The following is a 17,811-nucleotide window of genomic DNA, read 5'->3' as shown; positions in this document are numbered from 1 at the left end:
GTACTGCTGGGACATCTGTGTGAAACACAACCCCGGCTACGTCCAGATCACGCTCGACGGCGATGAATCGACCGGAAACGACAACGGCGTCACCCACACCGACGCCTCCGGCCTGCTCAGCGAGTACATGCTCGCGGTCGTCACCATCGACGACCAGCAGGCCGGCGACAGCGAAGAGATCGTGTTCCAGGGCACTCTCGGTGGCCTCATCGACGAGTGGGACGAGGGCGGTCTCGTTCACGCGCTCGCGACGACTGAGACCGATCCCGAGACCGAGGAACAAGTCGAGGTCGTCGAGTACTGCCACCTGCCGTGTGAATCCGACGTCGAGGACGCCGAACTTGCCGAGGACACCGTCGAGGTGTGCGTCTACCTGTACCTCCCCTCGCATGCGGACGTCGGCGAGGATGTCGAAGTCGACGGGACCACGTTCGCGGTCGATGCGTCGATGTCGCCCGGCAACCTCGTACAGGGTGCCTCGTTCAGTGGTGACGTTCACTTCGCCGCAGAGCAGTGCCGCCACAACGACACGCCGTTCGAGAACGACGTGGAGGACGAGAACGGAGATGACGAGAACGACGATCACGATGATGACGACGACCACGACGACAACGATGACGAGCTGGTGGACGACATCACCCCCGAGTGATCGGATCGGCTGACACGTAGACGAACAACTTTCGACCAATCATACACCAATGACAGACGACAACACCAACAACTTCGACCTCTCCCGCCGAAAACTGCTCGGCGGTCTCGGGGCTATCGGCGTCGCGAGCGCCGGCGCGGGCCTCGGCACCACTGCGTTCTTCAGCGACGAGGAGAGCTTCACGGACAACACGATCACCGCCGGGGCGGTCGAACTACGGATGGACTGGCAGCAGAGCTACTACACCGGAATTGACGGACAGGAGCCGGACGACCACACCACGTGGGAGCCGATCAACGCCTACCCGGATCTGGACGGCGACAACCTCCAAGACCCGATATACACGCGGTTCCAGCTACAGGATGACCCGACGCTTGTCGGCCTCCCGGTGGACGCGAGCGACGAGGAGATCGAGGCCGGCTACCGCGGCCAGTTCGCGAGCTTCGACGGCACGGAGACCGACGGCACGGGCAACCACGAGTTCGTCGGCCCCGTGATCGACCTCGACGACGTGAAACCCGGTGACAAAGGCGAGATCACGATCAGCAAACACGTCTTCGACAACCCGGCGTATCTCTGGGTGAACGCGAGCAACTACCAGCACACCGTCGGCGGGCTGAACGACCCCAAGCGCGAGGCACTTCAGGAAATATACGGAGACGATCTGTCCGACCAGGAGCTCATCGACGCGGCCGACGCCGAGATGCAGTTCGCCAAGGAGATCGACGCCACGCTCTGGTACGACGACGACTGTGACAACTTCTTCGACGAGGGCGCTGGTGCCTGTATCCAGCTCGTCGTCGACAACACGGATTCGATGGGGAGTCAAGCGCCCGGTTCGACCGATGAGCTCAAAGACGAACTCCTGATCGAGGCACTTGAGGAGTACGTCGGACGGCTCGACACCAAAGACGGTGCGGAGTCTTCCGACGGCGACACCAGCCCGTTCAGCGTCGGGCTGACTAACTGGACGACGGAGACGGATACTGTGCTCCTTCCGACCAGCGATGTTGACGACATCATCGGCAATGATGGCGGGAGCTACGACGACTCCACTGGTCTCCAGACGATCAACTACCAGTCACTTGACGGGGGGACCGATCTGCCGTTAGCGATCGAAGCCGGTGCGGACGCACTGAGCAACTGCCCGGAAGACGAAGACCGGATCATGGTCCTCGTGACGAACGGGATCAACGTCGACCCAGGTGACTTCCTCGCCCCGGCGAGCGCCAACCTCCGACAGAACGGCGGTGAAGTCGATCGGTACCTCGTCATCGGCTTCGGTGTTCTCGGGGACGATATCAATACCCTTGAGCAGATCAGCACGCTCCCGGGCAACCACAAGTTCATGCTCGTCCCCGATCCGGACATCGACCAGGCGATCAACGGCCCGGCCGACCCAAACACGGACCCGGTCACGAGCGTCGCCGAGGAAATCGGCTTCACCGCGGGCGGTGAACAGGCGATCTTCCAGGGCTCGCTGTACGATCTACTCACGGAGGGGGCGGACATCACCGACGACGGCTTCGTCGACGACTACGAGGTCGACGGCATCGCGGGCGGCTACCCGCTTGATTCGGACCGGAACCGCGACGGGCGACAGTGCTACCCCAACTCCGACACGCGTTGTATCGCGTTGGAATGGCACCTTCCGTTCGAGGTTGGCAACGAGATTCAGGGAGATTCGATCGTCTTCAACCTGGACTTCTACGCCGAGCAGTGCCGCCACAACGAGGGCTCGCACAACCCGTTCGAGGAGCCGCAGCAGCCAGCCTAGACGGCTGACTTCGAACAGTTCCGCTGTTCGCGTCCCGCTCGAACCCTCATGGGGTCGGTCGTTGGCGGCGGTTCGACTCCGCCAGCGGGCGTTCGCCGATGAAGAACAGTTCAGAAGCAATATCCGACGGTGACGGACGAAACGAACCCGTTTGAACAACCCGCCCAGGGACCGCTCCACGGAGGTCCCGACAGGCCCCGAGCTTCGACCCAGTAGGGACTGGTAAGACGGGGTTTCCGACCGGTTCGGTCGTCGGACCGCTCGGGTAGGCGGCGCATACATACGTACTGCGGTGACGTGAGGACTTTCGACGAACGGCCGTCCGGAGCCGACCAGACACACGAATGAGTAACCGAAACAACGAGGTGACACGTAGGCAAGCACTCGCGGGCGTCGGAGCCGTCGGCTTCGCGACCGTGGGGCTGATCCGCGGCCGTTCCACGGGCAGCTGGGGCGACTACACGAACTACACCTACGCCGAGAGAGACGGGCGGCGACTGCTCGTCGGCTGGCAGACGACGTACAACGGCTTCAGATCCGCGGACGTGATCGTCGACGGCCCGACGGACGAGGAGGACTTCGCCGACGGAGTCGCCGACGTCCGTCTGATCGACCTCGACGACGTGCTCCCCGGCGACGAAGGAGCCGCGAGCGTTGGACTACGAGTGGAGGACGACATCGAGGAGGGCCTCCGCGCGTGGCTGCGCCTAGTTCCCACGATCGGCACCGACGCGGCGAGCCGGGACCTCGCCGACCGACTCCACGTGGACCTCCGATATGACGACGGTCTCCTCGGATTGGGGGGTTGTGAGGGTGCGGATGGCGACTTCTCGGGATTCGGTACGCCGATCTACGAGGGAAGCTTCGCCGACCTCGTCGACGACGACCTCGCTGAGGGGGTTCTTATCGACCCAGGATTGTTCGACAACGGTTGTCTTACGCCGGACGCACAGCGCTGCCTAGTGCTCTACTGGAGGTTCCCGACCGGTAGAGGAAACGCTGGCAGTGGTGGTTCCGTCGACTTCGACGTGACGTTCGGGGTCGATCCGTGCGGTGCCGGGACAGAGAGTCCGTTCAGTATGGAGGGATCGTCATGACCGCGGATCGACGCCGAGACTCCCGCGACCGCGGCTCCGGAAAAGGCCGTGGTTCGGCATTCGGGTTGAGTCGTCGTCGACTGCTTGCGGGGCTCGGCGGCATCGGCGCGATTGGCGCGGGAAGCGGTGCCGGGACCGCCGCGTACTTCACCGCCGGGGCGTCGCTTACGGACAACGAAGTCGGAGCCGGCGAGGTGACGTTTCTGATCGACGGCGAACCCGCGCCGAGCGGTACTCTCAGCTTCAGTGTCGCTGAGATCGACCGTGGCGATTCACGGACGGAACAGTACGAGATCGAAGTGGTAGACAACCCCGCGCGACTCTGGCTCGCCGCCGAGTGTCCCGCTCCCGGAGATCGCCTTGCGGACGCACTGGAAGTGAACGTACGGGCGAACGGCGAGTCCGTTACGGTCGGATGGCGGACGCTAGCGGTCGCACTACGACATCTCGTCGCCGGCGAGCGGATCGATGACGGCTGTCTCGAACCGAACGAGTCCATCGACCTCGAGATCGCATGGCGACTCCCCGATGACGTCGACGACTCGTTCGCAAACACTTCGGCGTCGCTTACGCTCCGGCTCTACACCGAACAGTGTCGTCACGTCTCCGAGGCGGCAGCGGAGCACTCGAACCCCTTTGCCGGGCGCGTCTGTGATAAGCCCGAGAAGCCCGACTGCGTGCTCTGTGAGGACGAGAACGGGACGAAGATCGGCTCGCTCACGTTCGAATACCTCGGACGAGAGACCGCAACGATCGTCGCAGCGGCAACAGGTGGTGGTGCTGGCGGCGTCGGAAACGGAGGAACGGTCGTGTTCGACGACACCGTCGATCCGGACCAGACGTTCACGGTCGACGCAGGCCCGATCGACGTGGCCGATACCGACGGGAACTGGATCGGTCCGAACCTCTACGTCGACGACGGATCCGATCCGGGTAGCTCGGGCAACTCGGATAAGCCGGACGGGGTGAAGATCCACACCAGTTGCTCGAAGCCGCTTGTGCCCGGCATGGTCTTCAGGAACTTCGAGCTCGTGAGCGGTACGACCGTCGACGGGGAGCAGCTCTGTGATCCGGCTGACGGGATCGAAGACGACCCACGTGATCCGGACCCTGACGAGCCGGACAAACCCGGCAAGCCGGACGGCCCTGACAAACCGGACAACCCCGGTAAGCCGGATAAGCCCGATAAGCCGGACAACCCCGGCAAGCCGGACAACCCCGGTGAATCGGGTCTGGAGGAACTGTAATGAATTCACACGTACCAATTAGAAGAATCGCTAACGTTCTCGGTATCGTTCTGCTGATCGCGGTCGTCGCACCCTTCGTGGTGTACGCGGTCCCGGCCGTCGTCGGCGCGGAATACAGCTTCGTCGTGCTCACGGCGAGCATGACGCCCGCGATCGCGCCGGGCGACGTCGTGATCGTCGACGAGCGCGACCCGTCATCGATCGCCGAGGGCGACGTGATCACGTTCGTCCGCGGCGACAACGAGGTGCCAGTGACCCACCGTGTCATCGGCGTGATCGCCAGCGGGGACGAGGTGGCGTTTGAGACCCAAGGAGATGCGAACGATGCGGCAGACGCCGGACTGGTTCCGGCAGCAAACGTCCTCGGAGTCGTCGCGTTCACGATCCCGTATCTCGGATACGTGATCCAGTTCGCCGACTCGCCCGTGGGGTTCATCGCGCTCGTCGTGGTTCCGTTCGGGCTCCTCGCGCTCTCAGAGGTGTGGAACCTCTATCGGGCGCGAACCCGAGTCGAGAACGACGGAGGCGACGGAAACGGTGGAGACGGTGACGCTGACGAAAGCGCGACCGAGACGCCGGAATCCGGAAGGACCGGCGGCTCCGGGCTCGTGGTGACCGAGCGGACCGTTCAGGGGGCCGTCGGAGTGCTGCTCGCGTTCGTACCCTACGCCGGGTACGTAGCGTACACGCTTCGAAGCGGGCTCACGATAGCCGTCGCGACCGGTACGTCGCTGGGACTACTCATCGGCCTCGTACTGCTCGTCACCGGTGGCAACGAGTCGAGCGCAGCCACGCCGGAGACGACTGATGTCGTCGAGGACGCCGATCTCGGTGGTCGAGACGACGATCCGGGCGAACCGATGGCCACCGATGGCGTGACTCCCACGGACGACGACGGACCGGCAGAGAACGACGACCGTTCCTCGAGGCGACCCGGGGTGTTCGATGACCCAGTCATAGAGCCCGCGATGGACGGTGGACGGGCCGATGAGGCGGAGCGATGACCCGAATCCTAGCGGTCGTAGTCGTCGCAATCCTCGTCTGTTCCGTCTCCTTCGGGGGCGGGTACGGGACGGTCGCGTTCTTCTCGGACGAGACCACCATCGACGGGAGCTTCACGGCCGCGGACGGGTTCCACGAGTACGAGATGGAGTCCAACATTGTCGACCCCGACGGTGCGGGTCCGGACGGTTCCGAGAGCGTGGAGGCGGAAACGATCGACAACGGGACGGTGACGCCACCCACAAACGAAACGGTGACGCCACCCACAAACGAAACGGTGACGCCACCCACAAACGAAACGGTGACGCCACCCACAAACGAAACGGACTCGACGGACGAGGGTAGTGTCGAATCGGCACCGGATGAGGAGATGCCGTCCGATCAGGGCGATTCCTCGCAGTCGACGGTTGGTAACGAGAGCGACGACGAGACCGTGGCTGGGAACGCGACCGGCAGTAAATCGGCTCCGGAACCAGCAGTTTCGGACCCCGATTCGGATCCGACACACCCGGAGGATGACGCCTCCGATGACGAAGTCGATCCTAGTGACGGCACCTCGGATGAGGGTATTGACGACTCCGACGAGGATGATGGTCCCGAGATGGGCGACGACCACACTGACGAAGGGACTCAAACCGGCGACCACGCTGACGAAGGGACTCAAACCGACGACCACACCGACGAAAGTGCCGATGCGGAACAAGGGGCTGACACAGCCGGTGACGATCAGAGCGATGACGAGTGGAACGAGGGTGGAGACGACGGCGACGTTACGACCGGATCGAATGGCGATGAATAGCGATCCGACCAGGCCACCGGTTCGATCCCTTTCGGGACGGTACTGATGCGAAAGAACGGAGCCCGGAACGATCGAGTTCCCGATCCCGGTCCGCGACGGAACCGGGTGACGAAGCGACGCGTTCTGATCACGCTGCTTGCCGTGCTACTCGTTCTGTTCGGGTACGGGATCATCACGATGTTCTGAGCCAGGAGAGTCGGCCGTAGGAGTCCCGATCCGCCGGCGAGACTTCGGTCACTCGTCGAGTAGCGCAGCGAGCTCCCGCTCGACGCGCTCGCGACGATCGTCGAGAACGGCGAACCGCTCCCCGCGGCGACGTTCGAGCCAGCGAAGGAGACGAGCGGCCCATTCGAGTTTTCGCGCCTTCATCGGGCCCACCGCGGGGTCGTCGAAGTTCCACCCGGGGAACGTCAATCGATCCGCACCGACCTGGTCCGCGAAGAACGCAGCTCGATCGCCGTCGGTGAACCCCCCCGTGTTGCGGACGGGACCGACGGGTGACGCCTGCGTGGTCGTCAGCGTGTTTGCGGCCTCGAACCGCGGGAGCCACTCGCGGACCGCGGGGACGTTGTCTCCGTGAGCGTGTGCCGCGACCGGCACTCCGTTCCGGGTCAGATACGCCGCAGTCTCCGGGTTCTTGTCGAGATCAGTGACCATACAGTCGAGGTCGACGCCGGCGTCAAGGAGGACGTCCGCCGCGGTCGAGGCCGCGACGACGACGTCCGCCTCGCGAGCGAGAGCGATCGAGTCCGCCTCGTGAAGACACGGCGCGGCACCCACGACGGCGACCGTCTTGCCCTCCCAGTCGTCGAACCGCGACAACGGGAACGGCGTCGACAGTTCTACGGCGACATCACGAGCGTGCTCGTCGGCCTCGCGGCCGAACCCGAAGTCGGCGAGGATCGCCTCGTAGATCGGCTCGAACGTCTCGAAGTTCATGTCGGCTCCATTTTCTGTGGAACGATCGCCGCCACCCCCGGTCGACGGAGCCGCGGCTGGCGGTGCGTAATACGGTATGGGCCGGAGTGGCACAGAGTACCCCTACCCGAGTGCCCTTCCGGCGTCCGGTTGAACCGTTGTCCACACGAGGGCATAAACTTTCTCTTACTTTGAGATCATGCCGATCTCGTCGAACACGGCAACTAGATCGTCCGAAACGTCCGAAACACGCTGAGAAACCCGCTCTAGACCGTCTGACGTTCCGATCAGGATCCCACGACCGCGTTCGCCGTCGGTTCGCTCGCTAACCGCGAACGCTGCCGTCACGCCGTCGGGCTCCCGTTCGGAGGTGGCTCCGTCTCTCCCCCCATCAGTCGCAGCCGGATCGGTCGTGGTCCCCCCTGCCGTTACCGCCCTGAGCGCCCCGATCGCCTCCTCGGAGAGGCCGCCGAGCTCGTAGCTGTGGACGACGGACCCGCCGGCCAGATCCGCCGACACACCGAGTCGGTCCAAGTGTCGGCGTGTCTCCCGAGTCGTGGTCACGTCGAGCTCCTCGACAGAGATGTCGCCGGCGGACGATCGGACCCGATCCCGAGTGAACTCCGCGCCGATCAGCGCGGCGTCTCGCGTCTCGGACACGTCGTGGGTGCGGACCACGTGTGCGCCGCGTTCGACCGCCATCGATGTCGCCGCCAGCGACACTGGAAGCGCTTCCTCCGTACTCCGACCGGCGATCGTTTTCAGGAAGCTCTTGCGGTTGATCGAGACGAGAAGGGGGCGACCGTAGCCACGGAACTCCCGGAGCCGATGGAACGTCTCCCGGTCGTCGGCGTGGGTTTTCGCCTCGGACCACCCGCCGAACGCCGGGTCGAGGATCGTCTTGTCGGTGAGCCCGTTCATCGAAAGCGCCTCGTAGATGTCGTCGACGTCCTCGATGGCCCCCGGACGCTCGAGATCGGGGGGCGAGGCCATCTTCGAGACGGCGGCGTCGTGCTCGCGACAGACGCGGGGCATCTCCGGGTCGGCGAACCCGCAGATGTCGTTGACCATGTCGAACCCACGCGAGAGCGCGGCGTCGGCGACCTCGTGATAGCGGGTCTCGATCGACCACACCGCATCGCCGGAGGTGGATTCAAGGGTCTCGATCGCGGTGTCAAGCCGTTCGAGTTCCTCCTCGGCGGAGAGCACGTCGAGGTCCTTGTTCGCCGATTCCAGGCCGACATCGACGATGTCCGCCCCCTCGCCTATCAGCTCCTCGTCGACGTACGCCGCGGCCTCGCCCGGATCGTCGTACACGCTCGGATCGTACGGCGACTCTGCGGAGACGTTCAACACGCCCATGATCCGCGGCGGGTGATCGTCGCCGATCCCGAGGCCCGCAGCATCCACGTTTCGCATACCCGTGACAGGGGCCGAACCCGTAAAGAGGACGCGGAACCGGCGGGCGCGACGATATCGTTTTGTAGCCACCGGGAGACACTGTGTGGTATGAACGCGCCCTCCCCGCGCGAGCGTGCTCGACGGAACGCGACCGGGATCGTCTCGACGGTCGTCACCGGAACGTGGCTCGCGGCGCTGTTCCTCGGCTTCGAGTGGTGGCTGGCGCTGCTGCTGTTCGGCTACGTCGTGGTCGTTCCCGTCACCACGATGCTGTTCGGCGACGAGGACGACTGGGAGGAGTGGGTCGACGAGGGAGACGACGAGGAGACGATGGCCGAACCCGAAACGGACTACGAGGCCGAGAGCAACGCCGATGCCCTCGAACGCTTGCGGACCCGATACGCGAACGGCGAGCTAACCGACGATCAGTTCGAGCGAAAGCTCGACCGCCTGTTGGAGACGGAGACGCCGGAGTCAGCCGAGGAGTGGCGTCGACGAGAGCGCCAGCGCGACGTCGAACGTGAGCGGGAACCATGACCGTCCGGCACCGGCAGTCACGCGGAGGTAGCCGGCATCGCTCAGCTCGGCGTGATACCGTCCTCGGCTTCGAGGAGTTCGTGGTACCGGTTTCGGATGGTGACCTCGCTGATGTTCGCGACCTCGCTCACCTCGCTCTGGGTCACCTTCTCGTTGGTGAGCAGCGAGGCGGCGTAGACGGCGGCGGCGGCGAGCCCCACCGGCGACTTCCCGGAGTGGATCCCCTGTGACTTCGCGGTCTCCAGCAGCCCTCGTGCGCGTCGCTCCGACTCGTCGGAGAGTTCGAGATCGCTCGCGAACCGGGGGACGTAGCTCTCGGGGTCCGCCGGCTGGATCTCCAGTTTGAGTTCGCGGACGACGTAGCGATACGTCCGGGCGATCTCGTCCTTCTCGACGCGGGAGACCGCGGCTATCTCGTCGAGGCTCCGGGGGGTGCCGGCCTGCCGTGCGGCGGCGTACAGCGACGACGTGGAGACGCCCTCGATGGAGCGCCCGGGAAGCAGGTCCTCGTCGAGCGCGCGACGGTAGATCACCGAAGCGGTCTCGCGGACGTTGTCCGGCAGGCCGAGCGCGCTGGCCATTCGGTCGATCTCGCCGAGCGCCTGCTTGAGGTTGCGCTCCTTCGAGTCCCGGGTGCGGAACCGCTCGTTCCAGGTGCGGAGCCGCTGCATCTTCTCGCGCTGGCGGCTCGACAGCGACTTGCCGTAGGCGTCCTTGTCCTGCCAGCCGATGTTCGTCGAGAGCCCCTTATCGTGCATCATGTTCGTCGTCGGGGCACCGACGCGGGACTTCTGGTCCTTCTCCGCGGAGTCGAACGCGCGCCATTCCGGTCCACGGTCTATCTCGTCCTCCTCGACGACGAGCCCACAGTCCGCACACACGGTCTCGCCGTGTTCGGTGTCGGTCGCGAGCTGGCCGTCGCACTCGGGGCAGCGTAGCTCCTCGTCTGCCGACTCGGATTCGGTTTCGGCGCTGTCCTCGACGTGTTCCGTCGTATAGGTTCGAACGTTATCGCTCATTGTGTCGTATTCGCATGGAGGGAATCGGGGGGACCGAGAGACGGGTCTGTCGTTGCGTTCCTCACCAGTAGGTAAGGAGGCAAAATACTTAAAACCTTATGGCCATATCAGATATGAAAAACGATTGCTCCACGCACTGATCCTACGTTGAAAGCGGTAGTTTCCACCGACAATTACGCCAAACTCGCGTGATCGTTCGTGTCGGTTCCGCGCCGATCGGAGATATATATCCGTTTCGCATTCATAGGAGTGGTTGATCGGGTACTCAGCCGACGGCGCACCAAGTTGATGGCACACCCGGTCGACGACACACCCGGTCGACGACACACCCAGTCGACGGTTCCGCGAGGACAACCGATTTGGTGGTCCGTCGGACACTGAGCTACATGCATCGAGACCGACTCGACGAAACCCTCTCCGGGATCGACGCCGACGGCTACTTGCTCGACGCCTCACAGGACAACGCCAACCAGCTATACCTCTCGGGGTTCACCGGCCCGGACCCGTTCCTGACGTTGTACGCCGACGGTCGGGTACACCTCCTCGTGAGTGGGCTCGAGTACGGCCGCGCCAGATCGGAAGCCGATGTCGATACCGTCGAACGACACGCCGACTACGACTACGAGTACGGCGGCCGCGAGGACCGAAACGACATGTACGCCGCGTTCGTCCGCGACAAGGGCGTCGATTCCGTGTTGATGCCGCCGCGCGGCCCGGTCGGGACCGCCGACGCGCTCCGCGACCGCGGAATAGGGGTCGGCGTCGACGCCGACGACCTCCTCCGAGAGGTCCGCGCAGTGAAGACCGACGAGGAGGTCGCGGCGATCCGCGACGCACAGACGGCGAATCAGGCCGCGATGCGTGCTGCCGAGTCGATGCTCTCCGCCGCCACCGTGGCCGGCGCGGACGACGACGCGGACGCGGGAGTCCTCCTCCACGACGGCGAACCGCTCACCAGCGAGCGGGTGTCGACGGCCATCGAGACGACGCTGCTCGAACACGGCTGTGCGCTCGACGAGACGATCGTCGCCGGCGGCGAGCAGGCGGCGGACCCCCACGACCGCGGCTCCGGCCCTCTCCGGGCGAACGAGCCGATAATCGTCGATATCTTCCCGCGCTCGAAGGCGACGAAGTACAACGGCGACATGACCCGGACGTTCTGTGTGGGCGAGCCGGGCGAGACCGCCCGCGAGTGGTACGACCTCACCGAGCGTGCGTTCGAGGCCGCCCTCGACGCGATCGAACCGGGGGCGACCGGCGAGGACGTCCACGCCGCGGCCTGCGAGGTGTACGAGGAGGCGGGCGAGCCCACGTTTCGGACCGATCCCGAGACGGAGACCGGGTTCATCCACTCCACCGGCCACGGGATCGGCCTCGATGTCCACGAAGCCCCGAGCCTCTCCTCGGGCGGCGAGGAGCTCGAACCTGGCCACGTGATCACGGTTGAACCCGGACTCTACGATCCCGCGGTCGGCGGCGTTCGGATCGAGGACCTCGTCGTCGTCACCGAGGACGGCTACGAGAATCTCACCGACTATCCCGTGGAGTTCGTCGTCGACTGACCGAGATTGGGACCCGTCCTTTCGGCTCGGCCGGTCGCCTCCGAGGTCGGCTTTCGCGGCCCGACCGGCCGCGATCGGAACCCGCTTTTATACGCGACGGCTACGGCGCCCGTGAACTGGCGGTACGCTCACACGGCGCTCGCGCTCTGTACGCTCGCGTTCACCGCCACGATGGTCGCGCGGCTGGTCATCAGCCCGCTCGTCCCGCGGATCACCGAGACATTTCAGGTGTCGAACACGACCGTCGGGCTCGCGCTGTCGGGGATGTGGCTGGCGTACGCGCTCGCGCAGTTCCCCTCCGGCGTCCTCGGCGACCGATACGGCGAGCGAGCCGTGATCCTGACAGCAGTCGGCTCGACGATGCTCGCCTCGCTGCTCATCGCCGTGTCCCCGTCCATCGTCGCGTTCATGCTCTTCACCGTGGTCCTCGGTGCGGGTGCGGGGCTCCACTACTCGGTCGCGACGACGTTTCTCACTCGACAGTTCGACGACATCGGGAGCGCCATCGGCGTCCACGTCGCCGGCGGACCGCTCGCTGGTCTCGCCGCGCCGCCCGCGGCCGCGCTCGTCGGGTCGCAGTACGGCTGGCGGATCGGAATCGGGCTCGGTGCGATCGTCGCCCTCCCCGTGTTCGTGCTGTTTGCGTGGCGGATTCGACCGACCGAGCCGAGACGCCCCGACCAGCCGATGGGCGAGCGGTTCGCCGTCGGGCCGCTCGTCGAACTCCTCTCGCGGCCGCCGATCCTCTACACGACCGCACTGGCGACGCTCGGGGCGTTCACATGGCAGGCGACCGCCTCGTTCCTCCCGACGTTCCTGGAGGTCGGCGGCGGGCTCTCGACCGCGCTCTCGGCGCTATTGTTCTCTGTATACTTTCTCGTTCACGGCGGCACCCAGCCCCTGACAGGGTCGCTCTCGGACCGGATCGGCCGCGACGGGGCCGTGACGCTGACGATGGCGACCGGCGTCGCCGGATACGGGTTGCTCGTCGTCTCGGCACGGAACGGAACGGGACTTGCTCCGGTCGTTCTCGGCGTCCTCCTCGTCGGACTGGCGATGTCGTGGGGCGCGCCGCTCCAGTCACGGTTCATGGATCTACTGTCGGACGCCGAGCGCGGGGCCGGGTTCGGACTCGTTCGCACCGTCTACATGGTGTTCGGCGCGTCCGGCAGCGTCGTCGTCGGCGCGGTCTCGGACCTCGCGGGCTGGGCGGTCGCATTCGGGCTACTCGCGACGGTGATGGGCGTCGGTCTCGCCGCGTTGCTGGCGAATCGCGCGCTCGGATCCAGATACTAGAAGGGTCGGCGAGCCGTTTATAAGATGATTCTGGGGTATTTATAAGATGATTCTGGGGTATTTATAAGATGATTCCAGGATATTTATAAGAGGATTCTAGGGTGTTTATAAGTAGATTCCGAACTCGTATAAAACGGCCCCGAGTGTATATAAAACGGCCCCTGAGAGCTTATAACCGATCGTCTTCAAGGCTACCCGGATCCTGTGCGGTGTCGAACATATTGTTCTCCGCACCGTCGAGCATCTCGTCGCGGGGGTCGTCGTCGACGACGCTGACGTTGTACGCCTCGATTCCGGACGCGATCAGGTCCTCGGCGGCCTGTTCCTCGGTGACGAACTCCTGATCCGCGAGCTGCTGGAACTCGGCGTACACGTCGTCGGACAGGTTCAGTTCGAACGTGGGCATACCCGTCCGTTCCGGCCGGACGTTTTTAAGTGTTCCCTCGCCGGTGACCTCGCCAACTCGCCCCGGCGTGAGTCGAAAGTCACTGACTCGTTCCGATGTGGGTCACAGATCGCGCCACGCGCCGAGGAACCGCTGGAGGGCGGTCAGGTGGCCGATAACGGCGAACAGCACGAGCAACAGCGCGACGACCCCGAACTCGGCCACGAGCGGGTCGGGGTAGGCGGCGGCGACGACGCCGACGATCCCCATCAGCGCGAGACGGTCCGCCCGCCCGAGAAGCCCGCCGTACGCGCGGCCGATGCCGACCGCCTGGATCTGGGTGCCGAGATACGACGTCATCAACACGCCGGTCACGGCGAGAAATCCGAGCGCGTACGCGCCGATACCGACGGTAAAGCCTGCGATAACCGCGATATCGGCGTACCGGTCGAGGACGTGATCGAGCAGGTCGCCGCCGTCGGAGGCGACGTTCTGCTCGCGGGCGAGCGCACCATCGACGAGGTCGAGCCACCCGTTGAGCAGGACGAGCAGCGCGCCGCCTATATAAAAGGCGGGCTCCGCGACGGCGAACGCGACGGCGGCGAGCACCGCCGCAACGAACGCGAGGACGCTCACTTGGTCCGGCGAGAGGCCGAGCCGGTCCGCCGCGCTCACCCACGGCCCGAGCAGTCGGTCCGCGACCGACCGGAACTGATCGAGAGTCACGCGAGGTCACCTCTTACGCTCGTGACGTGCGCAACGTGGATCCCGTTTGCCGTCTCCATGCTACGCCGTGTCGCCTCCATGCTACGTCGATCCGACTCTCTCGGCTCCCTCATAAATAGTCGGTGAAGTCGACGGTTCCGGCGCTGGGTCCCCGATCGCCGTCGATGGTCGCCCGGATCGCGTCGGCGACGGCGTCCGGCTCCCGATCGGTGGTGTCGATCTCGTAGACGGACTCGATCCCGTGTGTCGAGACCGCCTCCGAGAGCACCACGTCGAGCGCCTCCGACTCGGCGTTCTCGGTCGCCGTCGCCGGCGACTCGCCGCGGTCGAGAAGTCGTTGCTCCACGTGCTCGGGATGACACCGCAACACGACGACTCGGTCGACGTCGAAGTGATGCGCGAGATGCGAGTCGAGCACGCCCGACCAGTCGCCGAGGTGGTCGCGTACCGCGTCGAGGTCGGCGACGAGAGTGTCGCGGTCGGCGTCGTGTTCGGTCCACAGGTCGTCGTTTCCCTTTATCCGGTCGTTGAGATGGATCACGTCGTACTCATCACCGAGCAGCGCCGTCGCGGTCGACTTCCCGGTTCCGGGCGTGCCGGTGACGGCGACGCGGTCGACCGGGCCGGAACCGCCCGTCACGCTTCGACCCCGAGTTCGAGGTCAGCTAACGTCTCGTTGAGCCGGTCGACCGCTTCGGGGGTCTCCTCGCGGGTTCCCGTCGAGATCCGAACGCATTCGGGAAGTCCGAAGGACGTACAGTCGCGGATGATGACGCCCTCGCGTTTCGCGGCCTCCGCGACCGCGCTCCCGTCGCCCACCCTCGCGAGCACGAAGTTGCCGGCGGAGTCGAACGTCTCCGCGTCGAGCTCCTCGCTGATGTACTCGCGGGCCCACCGGGCGGTCTCGACGGACTTCTCGACGTGTTCCTCGTCGTCGAGCGCGGCCAGGGCAGCCCGACACGCGAGTTCGTTGGCTGCGAACGGCGTGTTGACGCGGGCGTACGCGCCGCCCCACTCCTCGGGGACGACGCTGTAGCCGATCCGGAGGCCGGCGAGCCCGTACGCCTTCGAGAACGTCCGGAGGACGGCGACGTCGTCACGCTCGGTCACGAGCGGAACCGCGCTGTCGACGTCCGAGAACTCGCCGTACGCCTCGTCGACGACGACGAGCGTCTCCTCGGCCGTCGCGTCCGCTATCGTCCGGATCGAGTCGAGCGAGATCGTCGAACCTGAGGGGTTGTGTGGAGAGGTCAGATAGACGATCCGCTCGCCCCCGTAGGCGTTCAGGACGGTCTCGGCGGTCTGGAGGAACCCGTTCTCGGCCGAGAGCGCGTACTCCGAGACGGTCGCGTGGTGGTATCGGGCGGACATCGCGTAGTACGCGAATCCGGGCGCGGGAACGAGCACCTCGTCGTCGGGCTCCAGCGCGGCCCGTGAGAGGTAGTCGATCGAGCCGTCCGCACCGGGCGAGACCCACACCTGTTCGGGGTCGACCTCCCACTTCTCGGCGATCCGTGCCGTGAGATCCGTGTGGGAGGATTTCGGGTACTGGTGGACCCGGTCGGCGTGCTCCTCGATCGCCTCGACGGCCGCCGGACTCGGGCCGTGTGGGTTCTCGTTCGAGGAGAGTTTAATGAGCGAGTCGGGGTCGATCCCGAGCTCGCGGGCGACCTCCTCGACGCCCCGGCCGGGGACGTACGGCGAGTGATCCGAGAGATCCCGTGGTTGCATGCCCGTTTCTGGGCGGCGGCCGACCTTAAGCGTGGCCGAACCGGACCGCCGTCACGACCGCTCGAAGCGGCGCGTCGCCTCCGCGACGACCGCCGGTCGACCGGCGAGCACGACGCGGACCCCGTCGGCGGTGTACGTCGTCCCGTCGACGATCCCGCGGTCGTACGCCCACGAGAGCGCTGACTCCGTGTGGCTCCCGTTCGGGGCGTTGACCGTCTCGGTCGCCGTCGGGAGGGCGTCCGCCACGGTCGCCCGGAGGTCGCCGACTCCGCGTCCGTCGTGGGCACTGGTCGGAACGGGTGGTCGGAGGGAGCCACTCACGGGCAGCCCGTCCCGACGCGCCCCGTCGACGACCGTCTCGACGGATTCGACGACGGTTCCGAGCTCTGCCGCGTCGAGGCGGTCGGTCTTGTTTAATACAGGAACGACGGGACCGGCCGTCTCTTCCACCGTCGACAGCGACGTTCGCAGTTTCCGACGGATAGTGCCCGGCTCGTCGTTCGCGTCGACGACGAGCAGAACGCAGTCGGCCTCGCGGGCCGCCTCGACAGTCGTGCGGAACGAGCGGATCGCGTCGTGTGGCAGGTCGTCGACGAACCCGACGGTGTCCGTCACGAGCGTCCGCCGGCCGTCCATCGTCGCCTCATGGGTCGTCGTCGACAGCGTCTCGAAGGGGCGGTCGCCGGTCGCGAGGACGGTATCGAGATCGTCGTGGTTCCCGTTCTCGCCGTCGTTGGGGTCACCGTTCTCGCCGTCGTTACACTCGTCGCTCTCGGCCACGCTGCTCTCTCCGCTCCCGTCGACGTCGTCCGCGAGACGCCGACAGAGCCGTGATTTCCCGGCGTTCGTGTACCCGACGACTGCCACGAGGTCGAAGCCGGCCTCCCGGCGGCGCGTCCGACGCTCGGCCCGGTCGTCGGTGATACCGTCCAGCGCGCGCTTGGCCGACTCGATCCGGCGCTCGACGTCGAGAACGCGCCTGTCGCCCTCCGGTCGAAGCCGGATCTCCTCGGCGTCGTCCCGGGCTATCGCCTCCCGTAACCGGGGAAGTTCGTACCGTAACCGGGCGAGTTCGAGCTGGAGGTCGGCCGCCCGGGAGTCGGCGGCGTCGGTGAACCGCTCCATGACGAGTCGGGGGCGGTCGACCACCGCGGTTCCAGCCGGCAGCAGCTCGCCGAGCGAGTACGTCTGTCCCGGGGAGAGCTCCCCGTCGTAGATCACGGCGTCAGCGTCGCGTTCGGCCGCCAGCCGCATCAGGTCCTCGGCCTTTCCGCGACCGAGTCCGTAGGTCGGGTCCTCGCGCCGGCGTTGGGTGATTTCGCCGACGACCGTATAGCCCGTGGCCGCCGCAAGGCCGCGGATCTCCGCCGTGTCCGGCGTCGTGTCCACGTCGCGAGCGGCGACGATCGCGCGGAGACCCTCTCCCGTCGGTGTTTCGTCGTTCACTCGGTGTGTTTCGTCTCGTGACATTCAGTCCGGGTGCCCACGTCGACCCGTAGAGGGGAGCGGTCGACCACTGCCGAGTGGTCCCGCGATTCGGCGGCGGTACGGATGCTCCGATACATAGTCGTCAGCAGTTCTCGCGTGATCCCGGAGCCAGTCCCGCGAGCCGCGTCCACGGTGAGACGAAGGGCGGGATCAGAACGAGGCGAAAACGGTCTTCAT

At 65.7% G+C, this 17,811-nt stretch carries 17 protein-coding genes; 9 read left to right on the top strand and 8 right to left on the bottom strand.

What is annotated here, in order from left to right; genetic code table 11:
* Nucleotides 1-698 precede the first annotated feature (698 nt).
* The 6 genes from J2751_RS15500 (at nucleotide 699) to J2751_RS05155 (ending at nucleotide 6,757) form a co-directional block, all read left to right on the top strand.
* A complete protein-coding gene (locus J2751_RS15500; RefSeq protein ID WP_245202630.1) occupies nucleotides 699-2,426 on the top strand; it encodes a vWA domain-containing protein in 1,728 nt (575 codons plus the stop codon).
* Between the two features lie 344 nt (nucleotides 2,427-2,770).
* On the top strand, nucleotides 2,771-3,523 hold the full coding sequence (locus J2751_RS05175) for a hypothetical protein (RefSeq protein WP_209483846.1): 753 nt from the start codon (nucleotides 2,771-2,773) through the stop codon (nucleotides 3,521-3,523).
* Entirely contained in the window at nucleotides 3,520-4,770 is a 1,251-nt protein-coding gene (locus tag J2751_RS05170) for a DUF7467 domain-containing protein (RefSeq protein WP_209483844.1), read from the top strand. The genes J2751_RS05175 and J2751_RS05170 overlap by 4 nt, the downstream gene beginning before the upstream one ends.
* The gene (locus J2751_RS05165; protein ID WP_209483842.1) at nucleotides 4,770-5,774 is read left to right on the top strand and encodes a signal peptidase I; all 1,005 of its coding nucleotides are present in this window, start codon (nucleotides 4,770-4,772) and stop codon (nucleotides 5,772-5,774) included. Before J2751_RS05170 ends, J2751_RS05165 begins: the two co-directional genes overlap by 1 nt.
* Complete coding sequence (locus J2751_RS05160; RefSeq protein ID WP_209483840.1) at nucleotides 5,771-6,571, top strand: midas domain-containing protein; 801 nt, start codon at nucleotides 5,771-5,773, stop codon at nucleotides 6,569-6,571. Before J2751_RS05165 ends, J2751_RS05160 begins: the two co-directional genes overlap by 4 nt.
* Nucleotides 6,572-6,616: 45 nt before the next feature.
* The gene (locus J2751_RS05155; RefSeq protein ID WP_209483838.1) at nucleotides 6,617-6,757 is read left to right on the top strand and encodes a hypothetical protein; all 141 of its coding nucleotides are present in this window, start codon (nucleotides 6,617-6,619) and stop codon (nucleotides 6,755-6,757) included.
* Nucleotides 6,758-6,805: 48 nt separating this feature from the next.
* Here J2751_RS05155 and J2751_RS05150 read toward each other — a convergent pair whose 3' ends face one another.
* Nucleotides 6,806-7,510, bottom strand: coding sequence for a 6-hydroxymethylpterin diphosphokinase MptE-like protein (locus J2751_RS05150; protein WP_209483835.1), 705 nt, complete (start codon nucleotides 7,508-7,510; stop codon nucleotides 6,806-6,808).
* Between the two features lie 165 nt (nucleotides 7,511-7,675).
* Complete coding sequence (gene folP, locus J2751_RS05145) at nucleotides 7,676-8,908, bottom strand: dihydropteroate synthase (protein WP_209483833.1); 1,233 nt, start codon at nucleotides 8,906-8,908, stop codon at nucleotides 7,676-7,678.
* A gap of 90 nt (nucleotides 8,909-8,998) precedes the next feature.
* Here folP and J2751_RS05140 point away from each other — a divergent pair, with 90 nt between their 5' ends.
* Entirely contained in the window at nucleotides 8,999-9,427 is a 429-nt protein-coding gene (locus J2751_RS05140) for an SHOCT domain-containing protein (protein ID WP_209483831.1), read from the top strand.
* A 41-nt stretch (nucleotides 9,428-9,468) separates the two neighbouring features.
* Here J2751_RS05140 and J2751_RS05135 read toward each other — a convergent pair whose 3' ends face one another.
* On the bottom strand, nucleotides 9,469-10,446 hold the full coding sequence (locus tag J2751_RS05135) for a transcription initiation factor IIB (protein WP_209483829.1): 978 nt from the start codon (nucleotides 10,444-10,446) through the stop codon (nucleotides 9,469-9,471).
* Nucleotides 10,447-10,832: 386 nt separating this feature from the next.
* On the opposite strand from J2751_RS05135, the gene J2751_RS05130 reads away from it, so the two are divergent.
* Both J2751_RS05130 and J2751_RS05125 read left to right on the top strand, forming a co-directional pair.
* Nucleotides 10,833-12,008: a M24 family metallopeptidase gene (locus tag J2751_RS05130; protein ID WP_209483827.1), complete on the top strand. Its 1,176-nt coding sequence runs from the start codon at nucleotides 10,833-10,835 to the stop codon at nucleotides 12,006-12,008.
* 111 nt (nucleotides 12,009-12,119) lie between these two features.
* The gene (locus J2751_RS05125; protein ID WP_209483825.1) at nucleotides 12,120-13,304 is read left to right on the top strand and encodes an MFS transporter; all 1,185 of its coding nucleotides are present in this window, start codon (nucleotides 12,120-12,122) and stop codon (nucleotides 13,302-13,304) included.
* A gap of 169 nt (nucleotides 13,305-13,473) precedes the next feature.
* On the opposite strand, the gene J2751_RS05120 is transcribed toward J2751_RS05125, so the two are convergent.
* The 5 genes from J2751_RS05120 to J2751_RS05100 form a co-directional block, all read right to left on the bottom strand.
* Nucleotides 13,474-13,710, bottom strand: a complete 237-nt coding sequence (locus J2751_RS05120; RefSeq protein ID WP_209483824.1) for a hypothetical protein — start codon at nucleotides 13,708-13,710, stop codon at nucleotides 13,474-13,476.
* Between the two features lie 102 nt (nucleotides 13,711-13,812).
* Complete coding sequence (locus J2751_RS05115; protein ID WP_209483822.1) at nucleotides 13,813-14,415, bottom strand: CDP-alcohol phosphatidyltransferase family protein; 603 nt, start codon at nucleotides 14,413-14,415, stop codon at nucleotides 13,813-13,815.
* Nucleotides 14,416-14,524: 109 nt separating this feature from the next.
* Nucleotides 14,525-15,055, bottom strand: coding sequence for an adenylate kinase family protein (locus J2751_RS05110; protein ID WP_209483820.1), 531 nt, complete (start codon nucleotides 15,053-15,055; stop codon nucleotides 14,525-14,527).
* Nucleotides 15,052-16,146 (bottom strand): histidinol-phosphate transaminase, encoded by a 1,095-nt coding sequence (hisC, locus tag J2751_RS05105; RefSeq protein ID WP_209483818.1) that lies wholly within the window; start codon nucleotides 16,144-16,146, stop codon nucleotides 15,052-15,054. Before hisC ends, J2751_RS05110 begins: the two co-directional genes overlap by 4 nt.
* Before the next feature lie 51 nt (nucleotides 16,147-16,197).
* Nucleotides 16,198-17,616, bottom strand: coding sequence for an HflX GTPase family protein (locus J2751_RS05100; RefSeq protein WP_209483816.1), 1,419 nt, complete (start codon nucleotides 17,614-17,616; stop codon nucleotides 16,198-16,200).
* Nucleotides 17,617-17,811: the final 195 nt, after the last annotated feature.

Source organism: Halorubrum alkaliphilum (assembly GCF_017873815.1).
GTDB classification, from domain to species: Archaea; Halobacteriota; Halobacteria; order Halobacteriales; family Haloferacaceae; genus Halorubrum; species Halorubrum alkaliphilum.
Note: the sequence above shows the minus strand (reverse complement) of the source record. Positions and strands in the feature narration are given on the sequence as shown.